At 39.1% G+C, this 18621-nt stretch carries 19 protein-coding genes; 6 read left to right on the top strand and 13 right to left on the bottom strand.

The features are described 5' to 3' along the window. Positions 1-79: 79 nt before the first annotated feature. From AC0VYE_RS12800 to AC0VYE_RS12785, 4 genes are all read left to right on the top strand, one after another. A complete protein-coding gene (locus AC0VYE_RS12800) occupies positions 80-1573 on the top strand; it encodes an ABC transporter substrate-binding protein (protein WP_475448392.1) in 1494 nt (497 codons plus the stop codon). A gap of 136 nt (positions 1574-1709) precedes the next feature. After that, positions 1710-3473, top strand: coding sequence for a sensor histidine kinase (locus AC0VYE_RS12795; RefSeq protein ID WP_475448390.1), 1764 nt, complete (start codon positions 1710-1712; stop codon positions 3471-3473). Next, positions 3448-4209 (top strand): response regulator transcription factor, encoded by a 762-nt coding sequence (locus AC0VYE_RS12790; RefSeq protein ID WP_076270578.1) that lies wholly within the window; start codon positions 3448-3450, stop codon positions 4207-4209. Before AC0VYE_RS12795 ends, AC0VYE_RS12790 begins: the two co-directional genes overlap by 26 nt. Positions 4210-4238: 29 nt before the next feature. After that, on the top strand, positions 4239-5759 hold the full coding sequence (locus AC0VYE_RS12785) for an ABC transporter substrate-binding protein (protein WP_076270579.1): 1521 nt from the start codon (positions 4239-4241) through the stop codon (positions 5757-5759). Positions 5760-5863: 104 nt separating this feature from the next. Here the strand turns inward: AC0VYE_RS12785 and AC0VYE_RS12780 are convergent, their stop codons facing one another. From AC0VYE_RS12780 to AC0VYE_RS12720, 13 genes are all read right to left on the bottom strand, one after another. After that, positions 5864-6865, bottom strand: coding sequence for an NADP-dependent oxidoreductase (locus AC0VYE_RS12780; RefSeq protein WP_475448387.1), 1002 nt, complete (start codon positions 6863-6865; stop codon positions 5864-5866). 64 nt (positions 6866-6929) lie between these two features. After that, positions 6930-7268 carry an ArsR/SmtB family transcription factor gene (locus tag AC0VYE_RS12775; protein ID WP_076270581.1) on the bottom strand — a complete coding sequence of 113 codons (339 nt, stop codon included), beginning with the start codon at positions 7266-7268 and terminating at the stop codon, positions 6930-6932. 209 nt (positions 7269-7477) lie between these two features. Next, positions 7478-7816 (bottom strand): hypothetical protein, encoded by a 339-nt coding sequence (locus AC0VYE_RS12770; protein WP_475448385.1) that lies wholly within the window; start codon positions 7814-7816, stop codon positions 7478-7480. A gap of 123 nt (positions 7817-7939) precedes the next feature. Beyond that, the gene (locus tag AC0VYE_RS12765) at positions 7940-8533 is read right to left on the bottom strand and encodes a YdeI/OmpD-associated family protein (RefSeq protein WP_475448383.1); all 594 of its coding nucleotides are present in this window, start codon (positions 8531-8533) and stop codon (positions 7940-7942) included. Positions 8534-9036: 503 nt separating this feature from the next. After that, a complete protein-coding gene (locus tag AC0VYE_RS12760) occupies positions 9037-9390 on the bottom strand; it encodes a hypothetical protein (protein ID WP_430061956.1) in 354 nt (117 codons plus the stop codon). Between the two features lie 104 nt (positions 9391-9494). Further along, positions 9495-9896 (bottom strand): hypothetical protein, encoded by a 402-nt coding sequence (locus AC0VYE_RS12755; RefSeq protein WP_475448381.1) that lies wholly within the window; start codon positions 9894-9896, stop codon positions 9495-9497. A gap of 661 nt (positions 9897-10557) precedes the next feature. Beyond that, on the bottom strand, positions 10558-11334 hold the full coding sequence (locus AC0VYE_RS12750) for an AraC family transcriptional regulator (RefSeq protein ID WP_475448379.1): 777 nt from the start codon (positions 11332-11334) through the stop codon (positions 10558-10560). A gap of 24 nt (positions 11335-11358) precedes the next feature. Further along, positions 11359-11934: a LysE family translocator gene (locus tag AC0VYE_RS12745; RefSeq protein WP_076270587.1), complete on the bottom strand. Its 576-nt coding sequence runs from the start codon at positions 11932-11934 to the stop codon at positions 11359-11361. Positions 11935-12030: 96 nt separating this feature from the next. Further along, positions 12031-12507: a hypothetical protein gene (locus AC0VYE_RS12740; protein WP_475448377.1), complete on the bottom strand. Its 477-nt coding sequence runs from the start codon at positions 12505-12507 to the stop codon at positions 12031-12033. 21 nt (positions 12508-12528) lie between these two features. Continuing rightward, positions 12529-13119, bottom strand: coding sequence for a DUF3885 domain-containing protein (locus tag AC0VYE_RS12735; protein ID WP_475448375.1), 591 nt, complete (start codon positions 13117-13119; stop codon positions 12529-12531). A gap of 28 nt (positions 13120-13147) precedes the next feature. After that, positions 13148-14278, bottom strand: a complete 1131-nt coding sequence (locus AC0VYE_RS12730) for a hypothetical protein (RefSeq protein ID WP_475448373.1) — start codon at positions 14276-14278, stop codon at positions 13148-13150. 178 nt (positions 14279-14456) lie between these two features. Continuing rightward, positions 14457-15062, bottom strand: a complete 606-nt coding sequence (locus AC0VYE_RS12725) for a CatB-related O-acetyltransferase (RefSeq protein ID WP_475449554.1) — start codon at positions 15060-15062, stop codon at positions 14457-14459. A 240-nt stretch (positions 15063-15302) separates the two neighbouring features. Then, on the bottom strand, positions 15303-16196 hold the full coding sequence (locus AC0VYE_RS12720) for an AraC family transcriptional regulator (RefSeq protein WP_475448371.1): 894 nt from the start codon (positions 16194-16196) through the stop codon (positions 15303-15305). 231 nt (positions 16197-16427) lie between these two features. On the opposite strand from AC0VYE_RS12720, the gene AC0VYE_RS12715 reads away from it, so the two are divergent. Both AC0VYE_RS12715 and AC0VYE_RS12710 read left to right on the top strand, forming a co-directional pair. Further along, positions 16428-17279, top strand: coding sequence for an aldo/keto reductase (locus AC0VYE_RS12715; protein WP_076270595.1), 852 nt, complete (start codon positions 16428-16430; stop codon positions 17277-17279). A 33-nt stretch (positions 17280-17312) separates the two neighbouring features. Continuing rightward, positions 17313-18521, top strand: coding sequence for a sugar efflux transporter (locus AC0VYE_RS12710; RefSeq protein ID WP_076270596.1), 1209 nt, complete (start codon positions 17313-17315; stop codon positions 18519-18521). The last annotated feature ends 100 nt before the right edge of the window (positions 18522-18621 follow it).

Here is an 18621-nt window from a genome sequence, read left to right as displayed (position 1 = left end):
ATAAACCAAGCCTGCTTGGTTTATGATAGATCACTGTACAACGCTTACGGTGACACAACTTCAATAAGGGGGAAATGAAATGAAGAAATCTTGGAAGTTCATCTCTACGCTTTGTATTCTCACACTACTGGTGAGTGGCTTAGCAGCCTGCTCCGGCTCGAACTCACCTGCTGCAACAAATGCTCCGTCAAAGACAGATGCGCCAAAGGACGGCGAAACACCAAGCAAGGATATTCCGACGCTCATCTGGTGGACGATCGGCGGCCAAGTACCTAATAACTTCGGCAAAGCGATCGATGCTATGAATGAATATACAGCGGAGAAAATTGGTGTAAAAATTGACATCAAAGTAGCCAGCTGGGGTGAATGGGATACCAAAATCAACACAATTGTGAATACTGGCGAACCCTTCGACATTATGTTCACAAACAGCGGTAAATACAGCAAGCAAGTGGCTATGGGAGCTTTTGCCGATATCACTGATTTAGTTCAAAGTGATGCGCCTGACTTATACAAATTGATTCCTGAAAAGGTTTGGGATGGCACGAAAATTGGCGGCAAATATTATTCCGTTCCTACTTATAAGGATTCTGCACTAACGCAATATTGGGTGTACGATGATAAATACGTGCAAAAGTACAATATTGATATCAACAACATCAAAACCCTACAGGACCTTGATCAACCGCTTCACAACATCAAGTCCGGCGAAGGCAAAAGCTTCTACCCATTGCCGATGACGCAAGGTGAAGGCTTGAATGGTTTCTTTAACAATTATGATGATTTAACACTAGGCTTCACTCCAGTTGGTGTAAAAGCTGACGATGCATCACGTACGGTTGTCTCTGTTCTTGAGCAGCCTGATGTTATGGCCGATCTGAAGCTCCTGCATAAATGGTACCAAGATGGCATCATCAACCCAGATGCTCCGACTAAAACAGAGAATGAAAAAGGCAGACCATTCTTTGCAGCTCAGGCATTTCCGGGTGCAGAAGTAAGCTGGCAAATCAATGATGCTGTTGAAAAATATGATATGGTTCAACACTTTGGCCCTATTTATACAACAAGCACGATCCAAGGCTCCTTGAATGCGATTTCTGCGAATTCGAAATATAAGAAAGAAGCACTAAAGTACCTCGAATTAGTCAACACTGATCCAAAACTACGCAATATGCTTGCATTCGGCGAGCTAGACGTAGATTACAAAAATGTGGATGGCGAAAAGGTTATCGAGCGTACTTCTGATACTTGGCCGCTGGCTGCTTACTCCCAAGGTACATTCTTTAATCTAGCAGTTACCAAAGGTGCTCCTGAGGATCAATGGGATCAAGTTAAAAAGCTGAATGACGCAGCGACCTCCTCCACTGTACTAGGTTTCGCATTGGACATCAGCAATCTTCAGACCGAAGTGGCAAATTGCCAATCCGTATGGGACAAATACAAATATGAACTCATTACAGGCGCATCCGATCCGGAGAAAATGATTCCGAAAATTACTACTGAATTAAAGTCCGCTGGCATGGACACAATTATGAAAGCGGCTCAAGAGCAAATCAATAACTACTTCAAGTAAGTTGAATAAGCATCCCATATTGAGACACTCTTTATGGGATGCTTATTTCTTGCTATCTATGAAGCTTCGCTTAATCATGATAAAGTGGTATGGAAACCACTTGCTTTTAGGCGAGCTGCTGCAATTGAGGTGCCATATGAGCTCTTTTTTACAAATCAAAATTTATCGTTACAAGTTTATTGCCTATGTCGTCTTTGTCGTAACTATCGGACTCGCCCTTGGCATTCTGACCTGTGTCATGCTGCTGAATCAGTGGGTTGGTGATGCTCGTTTAGAGGCTGCAAATGCGTTCGCAGGTGTAGAGAATGAGCTGCAGTACGATGCTGACCGAATTGAGGCTTACATGCAGCGTATATACTCCAATCATAGTCTAATGGAAGATGCTCGCAGCTTTTTGAACAGCAGCGTTGAAGGCTATTTAACCAATAGCCTGCAAAACAGCCAATTCTCACAGCCGTTGGTATCCTTCCCAGAGGATATTAAAACCTACCTGTACAGCTGGGCGCAGGGTGAAATTACGCAGGTTAGTCTGCATACCAATCAGTATAGCAATGTTGTACGCTTTAACGAAAACGGAATTGCAAGCTTCATATTCGGTCTTCCAAATACAGACGAAGCTTTTCACGATACGATTCAAAAAGGCTTCGTATATCGCAAGAAACTATCGGATACATCACTGGGCTCTAAGGAATTAGGGGAGCTGCGCTTCTTGGTCAGCAGCGATCAAGTCTTTAAATCGATACAAAATTATCGTTTGGGAAAAGCTGCTGCAGTCAGTACCTCTGGTGAGGTCTACCTTATCGGCAGCGGGCAGGATCAGAACTTAGAAGAATTATCGCGTCTCGCGGCGGCGAATGGACGCAGTCATGGCGTTATTTCACAGGGCTTGTTCAAGCATATATTTTATATTACCTTTCCATCCACCAAGTTCAATTTCAAGTTCGTTAGCATCGTTGATTTATCCATGCTGATTAAACAACATGCTAGGATGCTGATTACCATCTTTCTAATCGTATTAACGACCATGATAAGTGTACTACTGCTTATTGTGTATAATATGCGGGATGATTTCCGCTTCCTGCACCGCATTATTCAATCGATTGGGCGCGTGAAATCAGCTAATTTTACACCTAATCGCCCTGCCCGTTATCGTCGAAATGAATACGGCATGATTGCAAGGGAACTAGATGATATGATTGAGAAGTTAGATAAGCATATCCGCAATGAATATTTACTTAAACTAAAGCAGCAAGAAACTGAGATGAAAGCGCTTCAAAATCAAATCAATCCTCATTTCCTTTATAATACGTTAGAGGTCATCCGCTCCACTGCTTTGGTTAATCAGGACAGAGATACCGCTGATGCCATTGCTACCTTAGGGGCGCTCTATCGCGAAATCGTCAAGAAGGAAAATATTATTTCGATTGCAAGTGAGCTGGAATTGCTGCAAAAGTACTTGGAAATTATGGAGTTTAAATATCCAGAACGTTTTTTTTATCAAGTCAATGTAGATCCTGCGCTACTCTCGATCCCTACCGTGAAATTCTGGATGCAGCCTTTGGCTGAAAACTTTTTCATCCATGGCTTTAGCGCTAGCAATGAGTTTAACCTGTATATCGTTAATGGCTGGGAAGCTGAAGATTATTATGTATTGGAATTTGTGGATAATGGACGTGGTATTGGGGCGGAGCGTTTAAATGCAGTGCGAAGCACACTGTCCAACCAGGATGATACTTCTTCCGAGAGTATCGGTTTACGCAACGTCTATACACGGCTGCACTTCTTTTACGGGAAAAGCTTTTATATAGAGATTGGAAATAATGAGGAAGCTGGAGTTAAGATTTCTGTACGGATTCCAAAAGAGGTGATTGAACATGTACAAACTGCTGATAATGGATGACGAACCACAGATTTTGGAGGGGATGAAGCGAATCCTCGACTGGAAACAATACGGTTTCAGTCGAATAGATACGTGCGAATCTACGGAAGCCGCCATGTCCAAGGTTGTAGACCTGCTGCCTGATGTCGCTATTTTTGATGTCTGTGTTGGCAAGGATCTTGGTTATGAAACGATTCATAGACTTAATGAGCTCCAAATCCCTACCAAATATGTGATTATGAGCGGCTATAGTGAATTCAAGTATGCCCAAGAAGCCATTCGCTGTGGTGTTAAAGACTATCTGCTCAAGCCATTAGATCGTACAAAGCTGCAGCAAGTGATTGAGAAAATTATTGTTGAAGATCTCCATGGTACGATAGGTAATGCTAGCTGCGAGAGCCTGAACAAGGACCCGGTACTCGGTGTAAGTTATGACAGCTTATCCAAGCTGGTCAACCGCATTTTGCTCATGATCAAGACGGAGTATGCTCAGAATATTACTTTAAAATCAGTGGCAGAACGTTTCCAGATGAACAGTACCTATCTTGGACAATTATTTCTTAAAGAATCCGAAATGAAATTTTCAGAATATCTAATGGCTTACCGTATGCTGCTCGCGCAAGAACGAATTCAATCGACAGATGAGAAGATTTCTTCTATCGCGCTTTCTGTCGGCTACAACAATCTCAATTATTTCTATACACATTTTCAAAGCTTTTTCGGAAAATCTCCCTCTGATCTGCGGGGAAAAGGTTAACAACGAACTCGGCAGAAAGGCGGATATCGATGCAAAAGCGCTCTAGATACAGATATATCTTCATTACATTCAGTGTTATACTGCTGCTCACAGCGTATACAACCGGTTGCTCCCGGCAAGCTAGCAAAAACAACAATGATAAATATCATGGAGACACGGTAAATCTGATCTATTACACAATTGGAGAGCCTGACAAAGATCTGAAGCTCGTAAATGATAAAATTAATGAAATTATGGCGCGTAAAATTGGCGTGACCATCACCTATATTAAGGTGGGTTGGCAGGAGTATGAGGATCGGCTGAACACGCTCATATCCGCAGGAAGCCCGTTCGACATTGCTTTTGCCCCCAACTATGCAACTACCGCTATGCGCGGCGCATGGCTAAAGCTTGATGACTATCTTTTGAGTCTAGGAAAGGATTTGTACGACACGATTGACCCCACCTTCTGGCAAGGGGTTCGAATGAATGATGGAGGCATTTATGGTGTACCGACCAATAAAGAGCTGGCTGTACGTGATCATTGGATGTACCCTGCTTCGATCATAAAGAAGTACAATATTGACATTACCAAATACAATACGCTGGAATCGCTAGAACCATTGCTCCGGATGATTCAGCAGAATGAACCAACCTATATACCAATGGAATTAGATCGGGATTCACAAAATTTTTTCGCTCTCTATGGCTACGAGTATATTTTGAATCATAAAGTTCCGTTAATGGTGAAATCACTGGACCCTAACTCTAAGGTCGTGAATATTTTTGAAACAAAGGAAGCCCGGCAGATATTAGACACATTGCGGCGTTATTATAAAGAGGGCTTCATTAATAAGGATGCTGCACTGCGGGAGCCTGGCGGTCTTAAGCGTGGGGATCAAGTATTCTGGAAATCCTCAGGCGGCGGCCCACTCTCGGATACGAATTGGAGTAAGGACCGCGGCTACAAGGTTGTATCGAATCCCGTAACCCATAGTGTCGTCACTACGGAATCCGTCCGTGGAGGAATCATGGCTATTAATGCCAACACCAAGCATCCTGTTGAGTCTATTAAGTTTCTGAACCTGCTTAATACAGACCCTGAAATACGAAACCTATTTAACTATGGAATTGAAGGATTGCATTACACGCTAGGTGAACATGGGCAAGCGATCCCCATTCCCGGCAAAGACAGCCAAGGCAACCCGATCCCGGATGCACCAGCGAGCTATGCAGGAGTACAATATACACAGGGTAACTGGTTTATCTTGAAAACTATAGGCGGCGATAACCCGGAACCGCTCGATAAGTGGGATCAATTCCGCAAATACAACGCTGAAGCAATCAAGTCCACCATTCTTGGCTTCACGCCCGATCTATCTAAGCTGACCGCCCAAACCGATAACATCGAGATGATTTGGAAAAAATACTATCCAAGTCTTATGACCGGTACGGTCGATGTTGACACAATCCTCCCAAAATTTAACGAGGAGCTAAAACTAGCAGGTATCGATGAGGTACGGAAAGAAATACAGAAGCAGTTGGATGAGAAGCGAAGCTCAAAGAGGTAAGTGCTATAATGCCTCCCACAGCCTATTATTGAATATGTTCTTAAGCGAAAAGGCAGCCGATATCGGCTGCCTTTTGTCATTCTACTATTTTCACTTGGTAACTCTTATTTAATTTTAACGACTACCTTTCCTTTAGCCCTTCCGCTCTCAAGGTATTGAAAGGCTTGTCCTGTATCTTTAAAATCAAACACTTTATCAATTACCGGAATAATATGACCCTCTTCTATAAACTTCTTAATGATCTTTAATTGCGCTCCGCTTGGTTTCATAAAGAGGAAATGATATCTTGTACCGCTTTTCTTCTCAAGTGCTGTAATTTTACGGCTTACAACGGATAGAATGGCCGTCTTCAACCAGCCTAATTTTGTTTCTTTGCCAAATCTCGAGTTGGGCAGGCCGGAGACCGATACTATTTTTCCGTTTGGTTTCAGTATCTGGAATGATTTTTCTAAAGCTGTTCCCCCTAATGTATCGTACACCGCGTCATATCCCTTAAGCATTTCTTCAAAATTCTCTGTTTTATAATTAATGATTTGATCGGCGCCCAGTGAGTTGACCAAATCATAGCCTTTATCACTTGCTGTTGTAGCGACATAAGCGCCCATCAATTTGGCCAGTTGGATAGCGAAGGTGCCTACCCCTCCAGATCCTGCATGAATCAAAATCTTTTGTCCTTTTTGAAGGTTCAAAATATCGAAAAAGGCTTGGTATGTCGTAAGTCCGACCAGTGGGATCGATGCCGCTTCTTCAAAATTCAGGTTTCGTGGTTTTAGAGAAATATCATCTTCATGAATGGCAATATATTCAGCTAACGTTCCGATCCTGTCTTTGCGTGGTCTTCCATAAACCTCATCACCGGGTTTAAAAGCGCTGACGCGTTTACCAACCTTCGTTACTACCCCAGAAAAATCATTTCCGAGAACCAAAGGAAAGTCATACTTTAGCAGTAATTTTACTTTTCCTTCTTTTATTTTGAAATCGATAGGATTTAAGCTCGCCGCATAAATCTCTACTAATACATCATGTTCTCCCATTGTAGGCATTGGTCGTTCCGTCATGATTAAGGGTACATTTTTCCCATATTTCTCAATCGTCATAGCCTTCATTATTATCACCCCTATTATGATTATTCGTTTAAACATATAAACGTATATAGCGAAAAAATTCAGCTTATTCCGTTGAAGATTGCAATGATCCATTACACTGAGCTTCTATAGCCTCAATTAAAGATTTAATTTGCTCTAAAGGTTTGCGGAGAGTCAGGACATAGTAATTTTCCACACTCTTTTTCTCGTAACTAACATAACCAGACTGTCTTAACACCTTCAAATGATGGGAGACGGCAGGCCGGGACAAGTCAATTTGATCCGCTATAGTATTAACATTAAGTCCAGCTTTATGCTGTGCAAGCAGCAAAATTATGGCTTGACGTTTTTCATCTGTAAGAACATCCAGCAAGGGTATGGAATCTTTAAATTGCTGTACGATCTGTTCAGTATTTTGGCTCATACACTCCACTTCCGTTCATTCGTTTAATTATATAAACCTATTATAACCAACTTTTTGACAAGATCAAATATTTTAATCTATACCTATGCTGGCGGAGCAGCACTGGTTTCCGTTCTTATCCGCAAAATCAGAATTGGCTATATTATATTAAGCGCTATCCTTAATTCATTTTCCAATTCGCAATTCTTATCTATGTCTTTCAAGGATTCTTAGTTTCTTTTTGCAGTTGGAAATTCCACAATTTGAATGTTAAATAGATCCATAACCGCGAAAACTGCCAAAGCAAACCCGCTGTTCCATAACGCATGAATCCAATTTTCTTCAAACTTCTTCTTACATTCATCAATAATAGTTTGGTTAATAATAATAGGAGTTGTTACAGCCATCTCTGAGTAGAGATGATCAGTTAAATCCAACTTATCAACCATCCATTGCAGCCCTGCCAGGATTCCCTTATCATTTTCCAATGTAGCCTTCTGGTGTGAGTCAACCCAGTTAAGCAGCTGATTTTTTCGCTCCTGAGTCATCTCCACAGTAACAATGAACATAAAACCACTCTTTTACCGTTTAGTTTAAAAAGCCAATAGACTTCATTATAAGTCCCATTAACTAAATGGTATTTAGCGACTGGGTTCTTCTATTTCTTTTGAACAGGAAAACAAATATACATCCTAATCGTTTAAACCCTTTCCATCCAGAATTTGCTGCTTATATTTTTCAACCCTTGACTCGCGAGTTTTGGATTGTTTGGGTTCAGAAAAATAAAAAATGTACGCTCTTTGCCGTCCCGGCGTCAATGCTTCAAATGCAGTTTTCAAGGCAGGCATTTCATCTAATTTATTTTGAAATTCATCAGGAATTGTGTATTCTGTATTCTTTTTAAAAACCACTTCCAAACCGGCTTTTTCAACTTCAATGGCTTCATTAATATAGGATTTCAAGATAGCTTCCATTTCAACTATTTCTTGAACGCTGGTGAACCGAATTTGGCGCGCCGCCTGTACATTTTCTGTTTGTTGGATTAGGATGCCATTAGGATCTTTTAACAAGGCACCTTTGTGAAACAGAAGCGCGCAATATTCTTTAAATCCGTGGATTAAAACTATGTTTTTATTTTGAAATGTGTAACAAGGATGCATCCACTTATATTCTTCGGTCAGTTCACAGTCAAGTACGATATTTCTCAACTTCTTATATTCTTCTTTCCACTTTTTAGATTTGCCTTTAAATCCATCAACCTTAAGATTTAGTCCACTATTTGTCATCAAGGAATACCCCTCTTCATCAAATTACTATTATGTTTTTAATAATAAGCAGATCATTAATAAATCTATAGGATTGCTTTCTAAGCTTGTCCCTTTTGTGCCCGCTCCAAGCTGATGGACACCGACTAATACCGTGTCATCACTTTTTCATCAGTTTCACATAGGTTCCATTGTACTGCATTTTTATGGATTGTGCAGTTTGCATACAAACTCTATTACAAATTACATTTTTATCTTATCAAATTCATTGTATACAACCAAATTTATAGATATACCCTCACAAGATATTACCATGCTAGTTGACTCATGAGGGCTTTTGTTTCCTGCTGTTCGCCTCATACTTGTGATTATTGTACTATGGTACTCATTGTTTATGAAATCAGTTGGTTTTTACAGTTTGGCACATTAAACGAACAGAATAAAAGGCCTCCGGAACGTAGAACAATCAGTTCTAGAAGTTATAGCGTTTAACCTGCCCTACTCGTATAACTTGAGGAATGTATTCAATCTATATTTCTTGGTACGAAACATACGTTAGAAAAACTGAGGCCATCATCCATATCTTCGCCATCAAGGGTCTGTAATAAATGATACTGAGCAATTTCTCTCTCATTTATCTCAACATTTAATGTGGTTTGAACAAAATATATTGGATCGTCCCATCGATAATTTATAACTAAGGCTATTCTCTCATTTGAAAGCTTTGTCGAAGTTGAGATATCATTACTGTTAAATGCCTCAACAAATTCTTCAGGTTCATCACTAAGCCAAGAGTTTACATATACCCAGAATCCCTCATGTGCTTTTTCAAAAGAATTGTATTGCTTAGCGAACTTCTCCAATTCAACAGCGTTCATATTTTCCCCCGACATCTCAACAAGTAAGCAGTATCACAACAAACGGCTCATTGTTTTTTTAAAACTATTTTACCCATTAACTCAAACAGTCGTTCACAATTAAACTATCTTTTATTTAAAAGTAGCAGTCTTTTAGCCAAATAATCCTTTTCTATTGTTTTATTCACTAGACCATACTTATTTGTTTCATATAGCTTATCGTTTTCTACTGTAAGGATAGTTATGGGTTTATCTAATGTGGTAATTCCTTGTTGAATACTTATTAATAAATTTGAATGTACTTTGTTTGATTTTCTCAGAGGTTCAGAGTTTGAATGGATGGCTTCTCCCTTAATATTAATTCTCCCTTCCTCATTACGCCACCATCTAAATGTTTCGATTGCGGAGAGTGACCAATTTAGGTATTCTATCCACCCATCTCCGTGTTCTAGAAAATAAATGATCTCATCACTAGGTCCCGGATCAAATAAAGCATTTGCAGACCATTCTCCTACTATTTCATCCATACGTTTAAACCTCCAAAGTTATCGATTTTATCTCAAGTCATTATGTAAGATTAGGAGGGTCAAAAATCATCATGCTTAAACTAAAAAAAAGTATAAAGAATACAAAACTGAACAAAACGAACCGTGATTTTCTTATCTTTATTTTTCTGAAAATTGTTCGATTGCTAAATATTAAAATAGCTAGAAATGAAGTTAATAATAAAAGAGTTATGGGTAGGAGTACGATTATTACATCTTCTTCTCCTCTCATATCAGAACCGTTATGTAATCCGAAAAAATAACCTATTACATATATACATGATGCACTGATTTTTATAATGTATGGAAACATCTGCGCTAAAAATGAATTAATGATTCCACCTAGTATTAGATATAGAGTTTTCAATTAAACACCTCCATAATTTAATAAAAACTCCTTTCTTTAATTTTGAAAACCATAACTGTATAGACGTTAGATATCCAAAAATGTTTTAATTTATGGTATATCATCCAAAATAAACATTTTCATCTCAACTAAGCTGCTCGTAAACGCAACGAGGCTGCCAATCTAAGTCGGCAGCCTCGTATAATGTTTATTAAGTTATATTTGATTGAGAATAACAGGCCTAATCCCAGTGGTTATAGATTATCTCACCTACTGTCATAGGCACCTATCGCCCCTCTAATTCAAATATGACATATATTCGAAAGCAGTTGTGCCATATACACTTTTGAAATGTTTATTTAAATGAGTCAAATCCACAAAACCGCATGCAGCAACTGCAGAGTATATATCTCTATTTTTTTCGATCAACTGTTTAGCAAGTTCGATTTTGCAGTTAAGAAAGTATTGATACGGTGAAATTCCAGTATTCTCCTTGAAAAATCGAATAAACTTAAACTTTGATAAATGAAGTTCGTTACAAATCTCATCAAGTTTCAATACCTGTTCCAGATTGGCATGAAGCATATCCTTTGCCTTGTGAATTAGTGCGGTATCCTTCTTGTTGTCCGTCGAGAACTTCGTTTGGACGAGGCTATCGGTGAGGGATACGAATAATTCACTGCAAACGGCCTCGTCTTTTCCGCTCAATATTGCATAGGAAAGGTTTAATATCCCTTGTTTTAGTCGATCATCATACACAACAGGTTTAGGAAAACGTACGATATCCTTTTTCTCAATAACCTCCAAAAACAATTGCGGATCAATATAGATCATAACATAATCCAGTCCTGTCTTATCCTGCGCCATTCCATCATGAGCCTGTTCCGGATTAAAAAACATAACACCATTCTGGTGGGATAATTGTAAAGTGCCATCCAAATTATATTTTTGGATTCCACGTATAGTTACACCCATTGCATATTCTTGGTGAGCGTGCTTTTTATACGTAAAATCAGTCATATTCGCTGAGAGCACCGTAATACCCGCTGATTTTTGATAAATAAATTTGTTCATTCCATTCACCTCGTCATCACTTGCTTACATCCAGATCATGATTGCAGCGTAAGCGAGAGATAACGCCATCACTACATTAAATGTCTTATTATACTTTTGTAAAAACGCTTTGAAGATCGAACCAAAGAGAACCCATGTCATAAATGCCAAAAAACCAATTAACGTGATAGCTAGAATACTTAATGTGACTGCAGAACTTGTGCTATAGCTAGGCATAATGAAGGTTGGAATCACAGTCAATGTAAATAATACTACCTTTGGATTTAAAAACTGCATAAGAAATCCTGAAAAGAAAGTAGCCGTTTGGCTTAAAGCTCCGTTTGATGCATCCATTTTGTAAATTTGATAAACAAGATAAAACATATAACCACTTCCAATGATCTGCATCACAATGATTATTTTCGGTATAATCGTTATGAGAATCGTGTTCAGCAAAGCAGAAATTACAAGTAATGAGGCAAAACCAATTGTTGCTCCAAACGAATATTTCATTGCCTTTTTTACACCGAAATTATGCACCGTGGATAATATGACGATATTGGTAGGTCCAGGTGTAAACGTAGCAATCGTACAGTAAATCAAAAAAGATGTAAAATCCATGAGAATACTCCTTTCAAGCTCTTCTCATAGCCTACATCTTAAAATGAAATTCCTATAGTATATTATTGCAGAACTAACGATTATTTCGCTATGGTTCTATGTGGCAAATCTGAAATCGGTATCAGCTTGAAGCTTCGTCACTGAAGAAAACCGTTTTAGATCCTGAATAGTTAAATCGATAAATTCTTGGTTAAAATGAAACTCTCCAGCTAGAGTCGAATTTATATGCCCATTGGAATCGTATCTTGAAGTTGAAAATGAATATGTAACCAATAAGTCTCCTTTGTAATTGATTTGCTCAATTGTCATTTTAAATTCATTCGGAGACATTGATTGTAAACTGCATTTTTTTGAAACTCTCCCACTCTCAACTTGATTAATAAATTGCATCAGCTCGTCTATTGAAAACCATACTTCTGCATTACAACCTGAAAATTTGTAATCAATCACATCAATCGTACAAGCTAAACTAGGAAGACGGTTATGTATGTACTCCACAAGTGTAAAATTAATGTATGATTTTTTGTCGTCAGAATATATCCTAAAGTCATAATCTGTTATAGGTTCAAACATCTATTATCCTCCTAACATGACTTACGATTTGAAGATGGAGTCGATACTCTCTCTATCGTAATCTAATATCCAGTGATTATAATTTATATAAAGTTCCTGGAGAGGTGCCGTTGTGTTAGAAGCAATATCTAAACCTCTGTCGTCATATAAATAAAAAATCGTATTACGAGTTGTATTCACGAAAAATATTCTATGATACGCGAAGAGAAACATTGCAGGCTTAATATCTGAAGTTTTGCAACTCAGCACATAACGGAACGATACCCATTCATCATCCTCTTCATCAGATATCGTAATGCTGTTACAGTTGAGTTTTTTTAAAGTTTCCTTGCTTTTAACGCCTTTTTTAAAAAATTTTATCTTGTGAGGCTTACTCTTCCTTCTAAAACTAAGAAATAAAACAATAAATATTTCATCGCTTTCACTGTGCGTTTCTTTAAATAGTTGATTAGTACGAAAGAGCACTTGTTCTCTGTATTTTTCATCAGAAACCAAAGGATTCGGGTCACCGATTTCAAATCGAATGCCTACATCCGCGTTATAAAATAGAGGGGATTCCAATTTGAGTCCTAGAAACTTGTCATTGAGAAAACGATCAAGTGATGCTGACACTCATTTCCCACCCTTTCCCCGAAAAGTACTATAGTATTTGACTTCTTAGGTTCCAAGACTCTTCTGCCAAATCAAGCAGTATCTGAGCTACTAACAACGGATGACTTGATTTTTCTTTTTGGTTTATTTTATCGTCTACTTCTAAATTACTAAGCATCTTATCAATAACCATGATAAACCTAAGCGATGCGCTCGCAGTAAAACCGAAACGGGCAAGCTTGAAATTCCCGTCCCATCCCTCATCTCTGAGTCCTTGCATATAATTTAGAAATAACTCTTTCTTATACTCTGCTACCATGTTAACGGGAACTTTCTTTTTTAATAACGCATATCCAAACATTCGACCAAGCTCTTCCCCTACACCTGATATACTTGCAAACTGCCAATCAATCGCTATTAATGAATCATTTCCATTCAATTGCTCAATAAAAATGTTATCCCAGTGTACGTCTTGATGGGCAAATACACGAGGCAGTAATTCTAATGTCTGCAGCAAGCTGTTTACTCGGTCTCTATTGATACGATAAAGCTCCCACATTGAGCTCTTACCATTAAAATCAATTAAGCAAGAATCCCAAATAACTTTTTGCTCCTCAATAGGTTTAGCATAAGCAGCACACACCTCCACCCAAGAACGCATCCAATTATGGCATAAAAAAGATTCAGTTGGGAGAGTTGTCCCTGTTATGTATGCGCCATTGTATTTGCCAAGTAAATAGGATATTTTACACATGTGCTTGAATGACCATTCACTTTGGACATTTTCAATAGCTATATCCTCGAGCCAGATCGAGACATTTTCATCCGGATGCTCTTCTACTGTATAGCATAAGGGAGCCCTTATACCAAGTGGCAATTGATTTAGAATCCCTGAACGATAAACCAGAGCTTCGCGTTTCCAGTAGTAGTAGTGATTGATTTGATTACGCATAGGATCAGGTTTTAATATCTTGAGTATCATTGTATAATTTTGTTTTCTATCGCTGTCCAGAGCTATACAAGATACCCTATAAACCGAACTTTCTTCCTTATTTTCTCCAAGAGGGCTACAATTCCACGATAATAACTGTAAATTTTGAGAATATACAACTCGCCGTAATAGTGACTGTAAGTAATCAGGGTCAATTTTAATATCTTTTTCCGTTTTTGCGGTTGTCATTATGAATAGACCTCTGTTTCTTCAAAATATATACATTTAAAATACGTGAAACGGTCCACGATTCCTTCCTGACAATTGCATTAACATCCGGCTAACTTAATGAAAAAAGGAAGCAGTCGCTATAGCAAACTGCTCCTTATTTGTCCAACTATCGTACCTTGTTAGCGTAATACCGTTTTTATAATGACTTCAGCAGTTCTTTTAAATCATCCGTATTATTGCTTGTCAAAATAGGAATATATTCAGTTATTTTTTCAACATCCCAGTTCCACCACTTCAAATTATTGAGAATATCAATAGTCTCCTCGTCAAATCTATAACGGATTAATTTTGCTGGGTTACCTCCAACAATGGAATAAGACGGAACATCTTTAGTTACAACTGCGTTTGTTGCGATTATCGCACCATCACCAATTTGAATCCCCGGCATAATTGTAGCATTATAGCCTATCCAAACATCGTTTCCTATAACTGTATCCCCTTTGAAACCACCACTTAGATTCTTTAAGCCGGCTTCCCACTCTCCTCCAAATGCCCCAAAAGGAAAAGTTGTAAACGAGTTTGTATTATGATTCCCACCATTCATAATAAACTTGACGCTTGATGCTATAGCGCAAAATTTTCCGATTTTCAGCTTATCTCCGATAAAGTCAAAATGATAAAGAACGTTTTTCTCAAAGCCTAACGGATCATTATTATCGTCATAATAGGTGTAATCTCCAACTTCAATATTTGGATTAACCACTATATTTTTAAGAAAACATAAGCTTCTGATATTCTTCATTGGGAAAACACTTTTTATATCTGGACCTATCAATTAGCGACACTCCTAAAATATATTTTTTTAACTTCAACAACAATATTCTCTTTTATATTAACATTTATTTTTTATTACTCCTTCAGTTAGTTTAATAACCGCAGCGCTTACTAATCAATAAAATCCCAAAAAAAGAAAAATGTTAGGATTATGTCTACTTTCTAAGTATTTCCCTACCTATCTGGTTTCGAATTTGTTTTTAGCCTTTTATGCTTTCTGCCGTTTTATATCCTGTCTCGGAGGAAAGCCAAACATTCGGGAATACTCACGGCTGAATTGCGAGGGGCTTTCATAGCCTACTCGAAATGCGACATCAGTGGCATCTGTTGACTCGTTTAAAAGCAGGCGACGAGCTTCCTGCAGTCTCAGCTGTTTTTGGAACTGAATTGGACTCATAGCCGTTACTTCTTTAAAATGCCTATGAAACGAGGAGACACTCATATTCGCTATTTCGGCAAGCTCTTCAATACGGAAAGTACGATCATAATGATTCACGATCTGCTCAATAACCTCTCTAATTTGGTGGATTGAGCTGCCCTCCATTACAATTTGTTTTAAAACACTTCCATTCTCACCTTCCAGCACCCTATACAGAATCTCCTTCGTAATTAATGGAGCAAGAACCGGAATATCTTTGGGATTATCTAACATACGAGCTAACCTGAGGACCGCATCCAACAAAGTCGATTCCATCTGGCTGACAAACATTGCCCGATTCGGATCTATTTTCGATTTCACTTGATTTTCAGACTCTTGTAGAACCTCTAAGATTTGGCTTGGTGTAAATTCAAGTTTAAAACCCAGATAAGGCGTGTCGGGAGACGCTTCAGTAACTTGGGCTGTGACCGGCAAGTGAACAGTTGCAACAAGATACTCAGCAGGACTGTATCTATAGCGCTCATCCGCTAGCCATACTTCCTTCGCACCTTGGACAACTATACATAAGGAAGGTTTGTAAACTCCATGCCTGGGTACATTAACATTTGAGATATGGATGAAAAATAAAGATGGAATAGCGGTAGGGTATACACCGTCTTTTCCAGAATAACGCTTAATAATTTCGGCGAGTTCATTCTGCTGTTTCATGATTATTTCAGACATTGGCCCCTCCAACGACGTTATTTTATAGCTCAATTATAGACCATATGCATTTGTTACATAAGCGGTAGTGAGAGAATTAGGCAAACATTTGATACGAATGGGATAACTGTATCTATTTAATCCAGTGCATAATAAGGTTGTAATCGGTAAATATACAATGAATCATTTGATAAGGAATTTACTAATTTTTAGCTCCCTGCACTTACACACTAAAATAATGGAGGTCTTACCGTGCAAAAAGTAATTCTAAACAATGGTGTTGAAATGCCTACTCTCGGTTTTGGTGTTTTTCAGATTCCAGATGCAAATGAATGTGAAGAAAGCGTTCATGAAGCTATTAAAGCAGGCTATCGCCTGATTGATACAGCTGCCTCTTATTTAAATGAGGAAGCGGTTGGCAGAGCAATAAAACGGAGTGGCAGAGCGAGAGAAGAGTTATTTATCACTACAAAGCTTTGGGTACAGGATACTGGTTATGAGCGCACAAAGAGGGCATTTGAACGATCACTAACAAGATTGCAGCTTGATTATCTGGATTTATATTTAATTCATCAGCCCTTTGGCGATGTGCATGGCTCTTGGCGCGCTATGGAGGAGCTATATCGTGAAGGAAAGGTCCGTGCAATTGGCGTAAGTAACTTTCACGAGGATCGGCTAATAGATTTGATTATTCATAATGAAGTTGTTCCTGCCGTAAACCAAGTGGAAACACACCCTTTCAACCAGCAAATCGAAAATGCAGCCTTCATGAAAGAGAACAATGTTCAGATCGAGTCTTGGGCGCCATTTGCTGAAGGGAAAAATAACTTGTTTCAAAATGAATTATTGGTAGCTATAGCCGAAAAGCATAATAAATCCGTTGCCCAGGTTGTTTTGCGTTGGCTAACACAAAGAGAAGTCGTTGTCATTCCAAAGTCGGCTCGTAAAGAAAGAATTATCGAAAACTTCAATATCTTTGATTTCGAATTAGACCATAAGGACATGGAGTCAATTGCTGCATTAGATACGAAACAGAGCCAGTTCTTCTCACATCGGGACCCGGAAATGGTGAAATGGATCGGTACCCGGAAACTCGATATCTAACTATCTTCGGGAGGGAAGAAGGAGGATCAGATTTTGCTCGCACGATTTAAAAAATTGTTCGAAATTAAAGGGTATCGTTTATTCGTCATCTGCATGCTGATGATCGGGATCGGAATATCGATTACAACGCCTTATCTAGCTCTCTATTTCACAGAAGATTTAGGAATGAGCACTGGGGCGTTCGGCGTGTTCATGGCAGTAAGTTCGTTAAGCGGTATTTTGGTGAACACGCTCATTGCCAAACGTTCGGATAGCGGTCTAGACCGGAAATGGATATTGATTGCAGCAATGCTTTCGTCTGCTTTGGTGTATGCTGCGTATTTGACATTCGATAATTTCATTATGCTGCTGATTGTGGTCAGTATATTGAGTGGATTTGGGGCTGCCTCCATACCTCAAATTTATGCTTATGCACAGGAATCTGCCAATGAAAGCAAATTCGTTGACAAAACGTTAGCGATGTCTGCATTACGTTCTCTGATCTCTCTAGGTTTTCTAATCGGACCATTGGCAGGGACTCTTCTTTTGGCGGCGATTGGGTACAGCGGTCTCTTTCTGGTGACATCCGCCATCTATCTTACGACAGCATCTCTTATATTCCTGTTTCTTTCAAGCCGGAAAGCAAATCCACAAAAACCTGGGTTGAGCAACACAGTCGGTACCTCTTTGCTCATTAGCAGGCAGATCAGGCTGCCGTTTATCGCTTTTATTCTTCTGTTCACGGTTAACGCGATGAATTTAATCAACACGCCGCTCTTTATTGTGAACGTGCTTCAAGGCACGCATACGGATGTCGGGTTAGTGGTCGGTATTTGTGCCGGCCTTGAAATTCCCATTATGCTGATCTTAGGTGCGTATGGTAGAAAGATATCAAATCATACTCTTTTAATGATTGGCAGCATTATTGCTATTTTCTATTTCGTCACCTTAGGTGTTTCGAACGATCCGATTCAACTGATTATAGCGCAGCTTATGCAGGCAACGTTTGTGGCAATCGTGATGGGCAATGGACTTAGCTATTTCACGAATATGATGCCGGATTCACCGGGGGTAGCTACAACGCTCTATACCAACGCCTCCACCATAGGTAGGCTGGCAGGAACGCTCGGAAGTGGAATCATTGCCCAGTTTACAGGATTTCGATCGGTATATTGGATATGTCTGGTTATTGTGATTTTATCATTAGTCTTGTTATGGCGAACAAAATCAGAAGTAGGAGAAGAAGTTCAGTTATCCATTTGAGACCTACAGCTTGCACTGTTTTGACGTCTGTCCTTATAACTCATAACGCTGAACAAATGAACTAGCTTGTCCGTTATCTTAAGAAAATGAGCGGGCCACC

It is taken from the genome of Pristimantibacillus sp. Z349TD_6, assembly GCF_056173205.1.
The sequence above is the reverse complement of the archived record's forward strand: the minus strand, read 5'-3'. Positions and strand labels throughout refer to the sequence as shown.

Bases quoted from the DNA above. Each gene is read 5' to 3' on its own strand.
- AC0VYE_RS12745 (WP_076270587.1), bottom strand. From the start codon at position 11,934: ATGGATTTTACATCTTTTTTGATTTACTGTACGATTGCTACGTTTACA.
- AC0VYE_RS12750 (WP_475448379.1), bottom strand. From the start codon at position 11,334: ATGAACAAATTTATTTATCAAAAATCAGCGGGTATTACGGTGCTCTCA.
- AC0VYE_RS12795 (WP_475448390.1), top strand. From the start codon at position 1,710: ATGAGCTCTTTTTTACAAATCAAAATTTATCGTTACAAGTTTATTGCC.
- AC0VYE_RS12790 (WP_076270578.1), top strand. From the start codon at position 3,448: ATGTACAAACTGCTGATAATGGATGACGAACCACAGATTTTGGAGGGG.
- AC0VYE_RS12755 (WP_475448381.1), bottom strand. From the start codon at position 9,896: ATGGATGAAATAGTAGGAGAATGGTCTGCAAATGCTTTATTTGATCCG.
- AC0VYE_RS12765 (WP_475448383.1), bottom strand. From the start codon at position 8,533: ATGACAAATAGTGGACTAAATCTTAAGGTTGATGGATTTAAAGGCAAA.
- AC0VYE_RS12770 (WP_475448385.1), bottom strand. From the start codon at position 7,816: ATGTTCATTGTTACTGTGGAGATGACTCAGGAGCGAAAAAATCAGCTG.
- AC0VYE_RS12760 (WP_430061956.1), bottom strand. From the start codon at position 9,390: ATGAACGCTGTTGAATTGGAGAAGTTCGCTAAGCAATACAATTCTTTT.
- AC0VYE_RS12720 (WP_475448371.1), bottom strand. From the start codon at position 16,196: ATGTCTGAAATAATCATGAAACAGCAGAATGAACTCGCCGAAATTATT.
- AC0VYE_RS12775 (WP_076270581.1), bottom strand. From the start codon at position 7,268: ATGAGCCAAAATACTGAACAGATCGTACAGCAATTTAAAGATTCCATA.
- AC0VYE_RS12780 (WP_475448387.1), bottom strand. From the start codon at position 6,865: ATGAAGGCTATGACGATTGAGAAATATGGGAAAAATGTACCCTTAATC.
- AC0VYE_RS12785 (WP_076270579.1), top strand. From the start codon at position 4,239: ATGCAAAAGCGCTCTAGATACAGATATATCTTCATTACATTCAGTGTT.
- AC0VYE_RS12730 (WP_475448373.1), bottom strand. From the start codon at position 14,278: ATGACAACCGCAAAAACGGAAAAAGATATTAAAATTGACCCTGATTAC.
- AC0VYE_RS12740 (WP_475448377.1), bottom strand. From the start codon at position 12,507: ATGTTTGAACCTATAACAGATTATGACTTTAGGATATATTCTGACGAC.
- AC0VYE_RS12800 (WP_475448392.1), top strand. From the start codon at position 80: ATGAAGAAATCTTGGAAGTTCATCTCTACGCTTTGTATTCTCACACTA.
- AC0VYE_RS12725 (WP_475449554.1), bottom strand. From the start codon at position 15,062: ATGAAGAATATCAGAAGCTTATGTTTTCTTAAAAATATAGTGGTTAAT.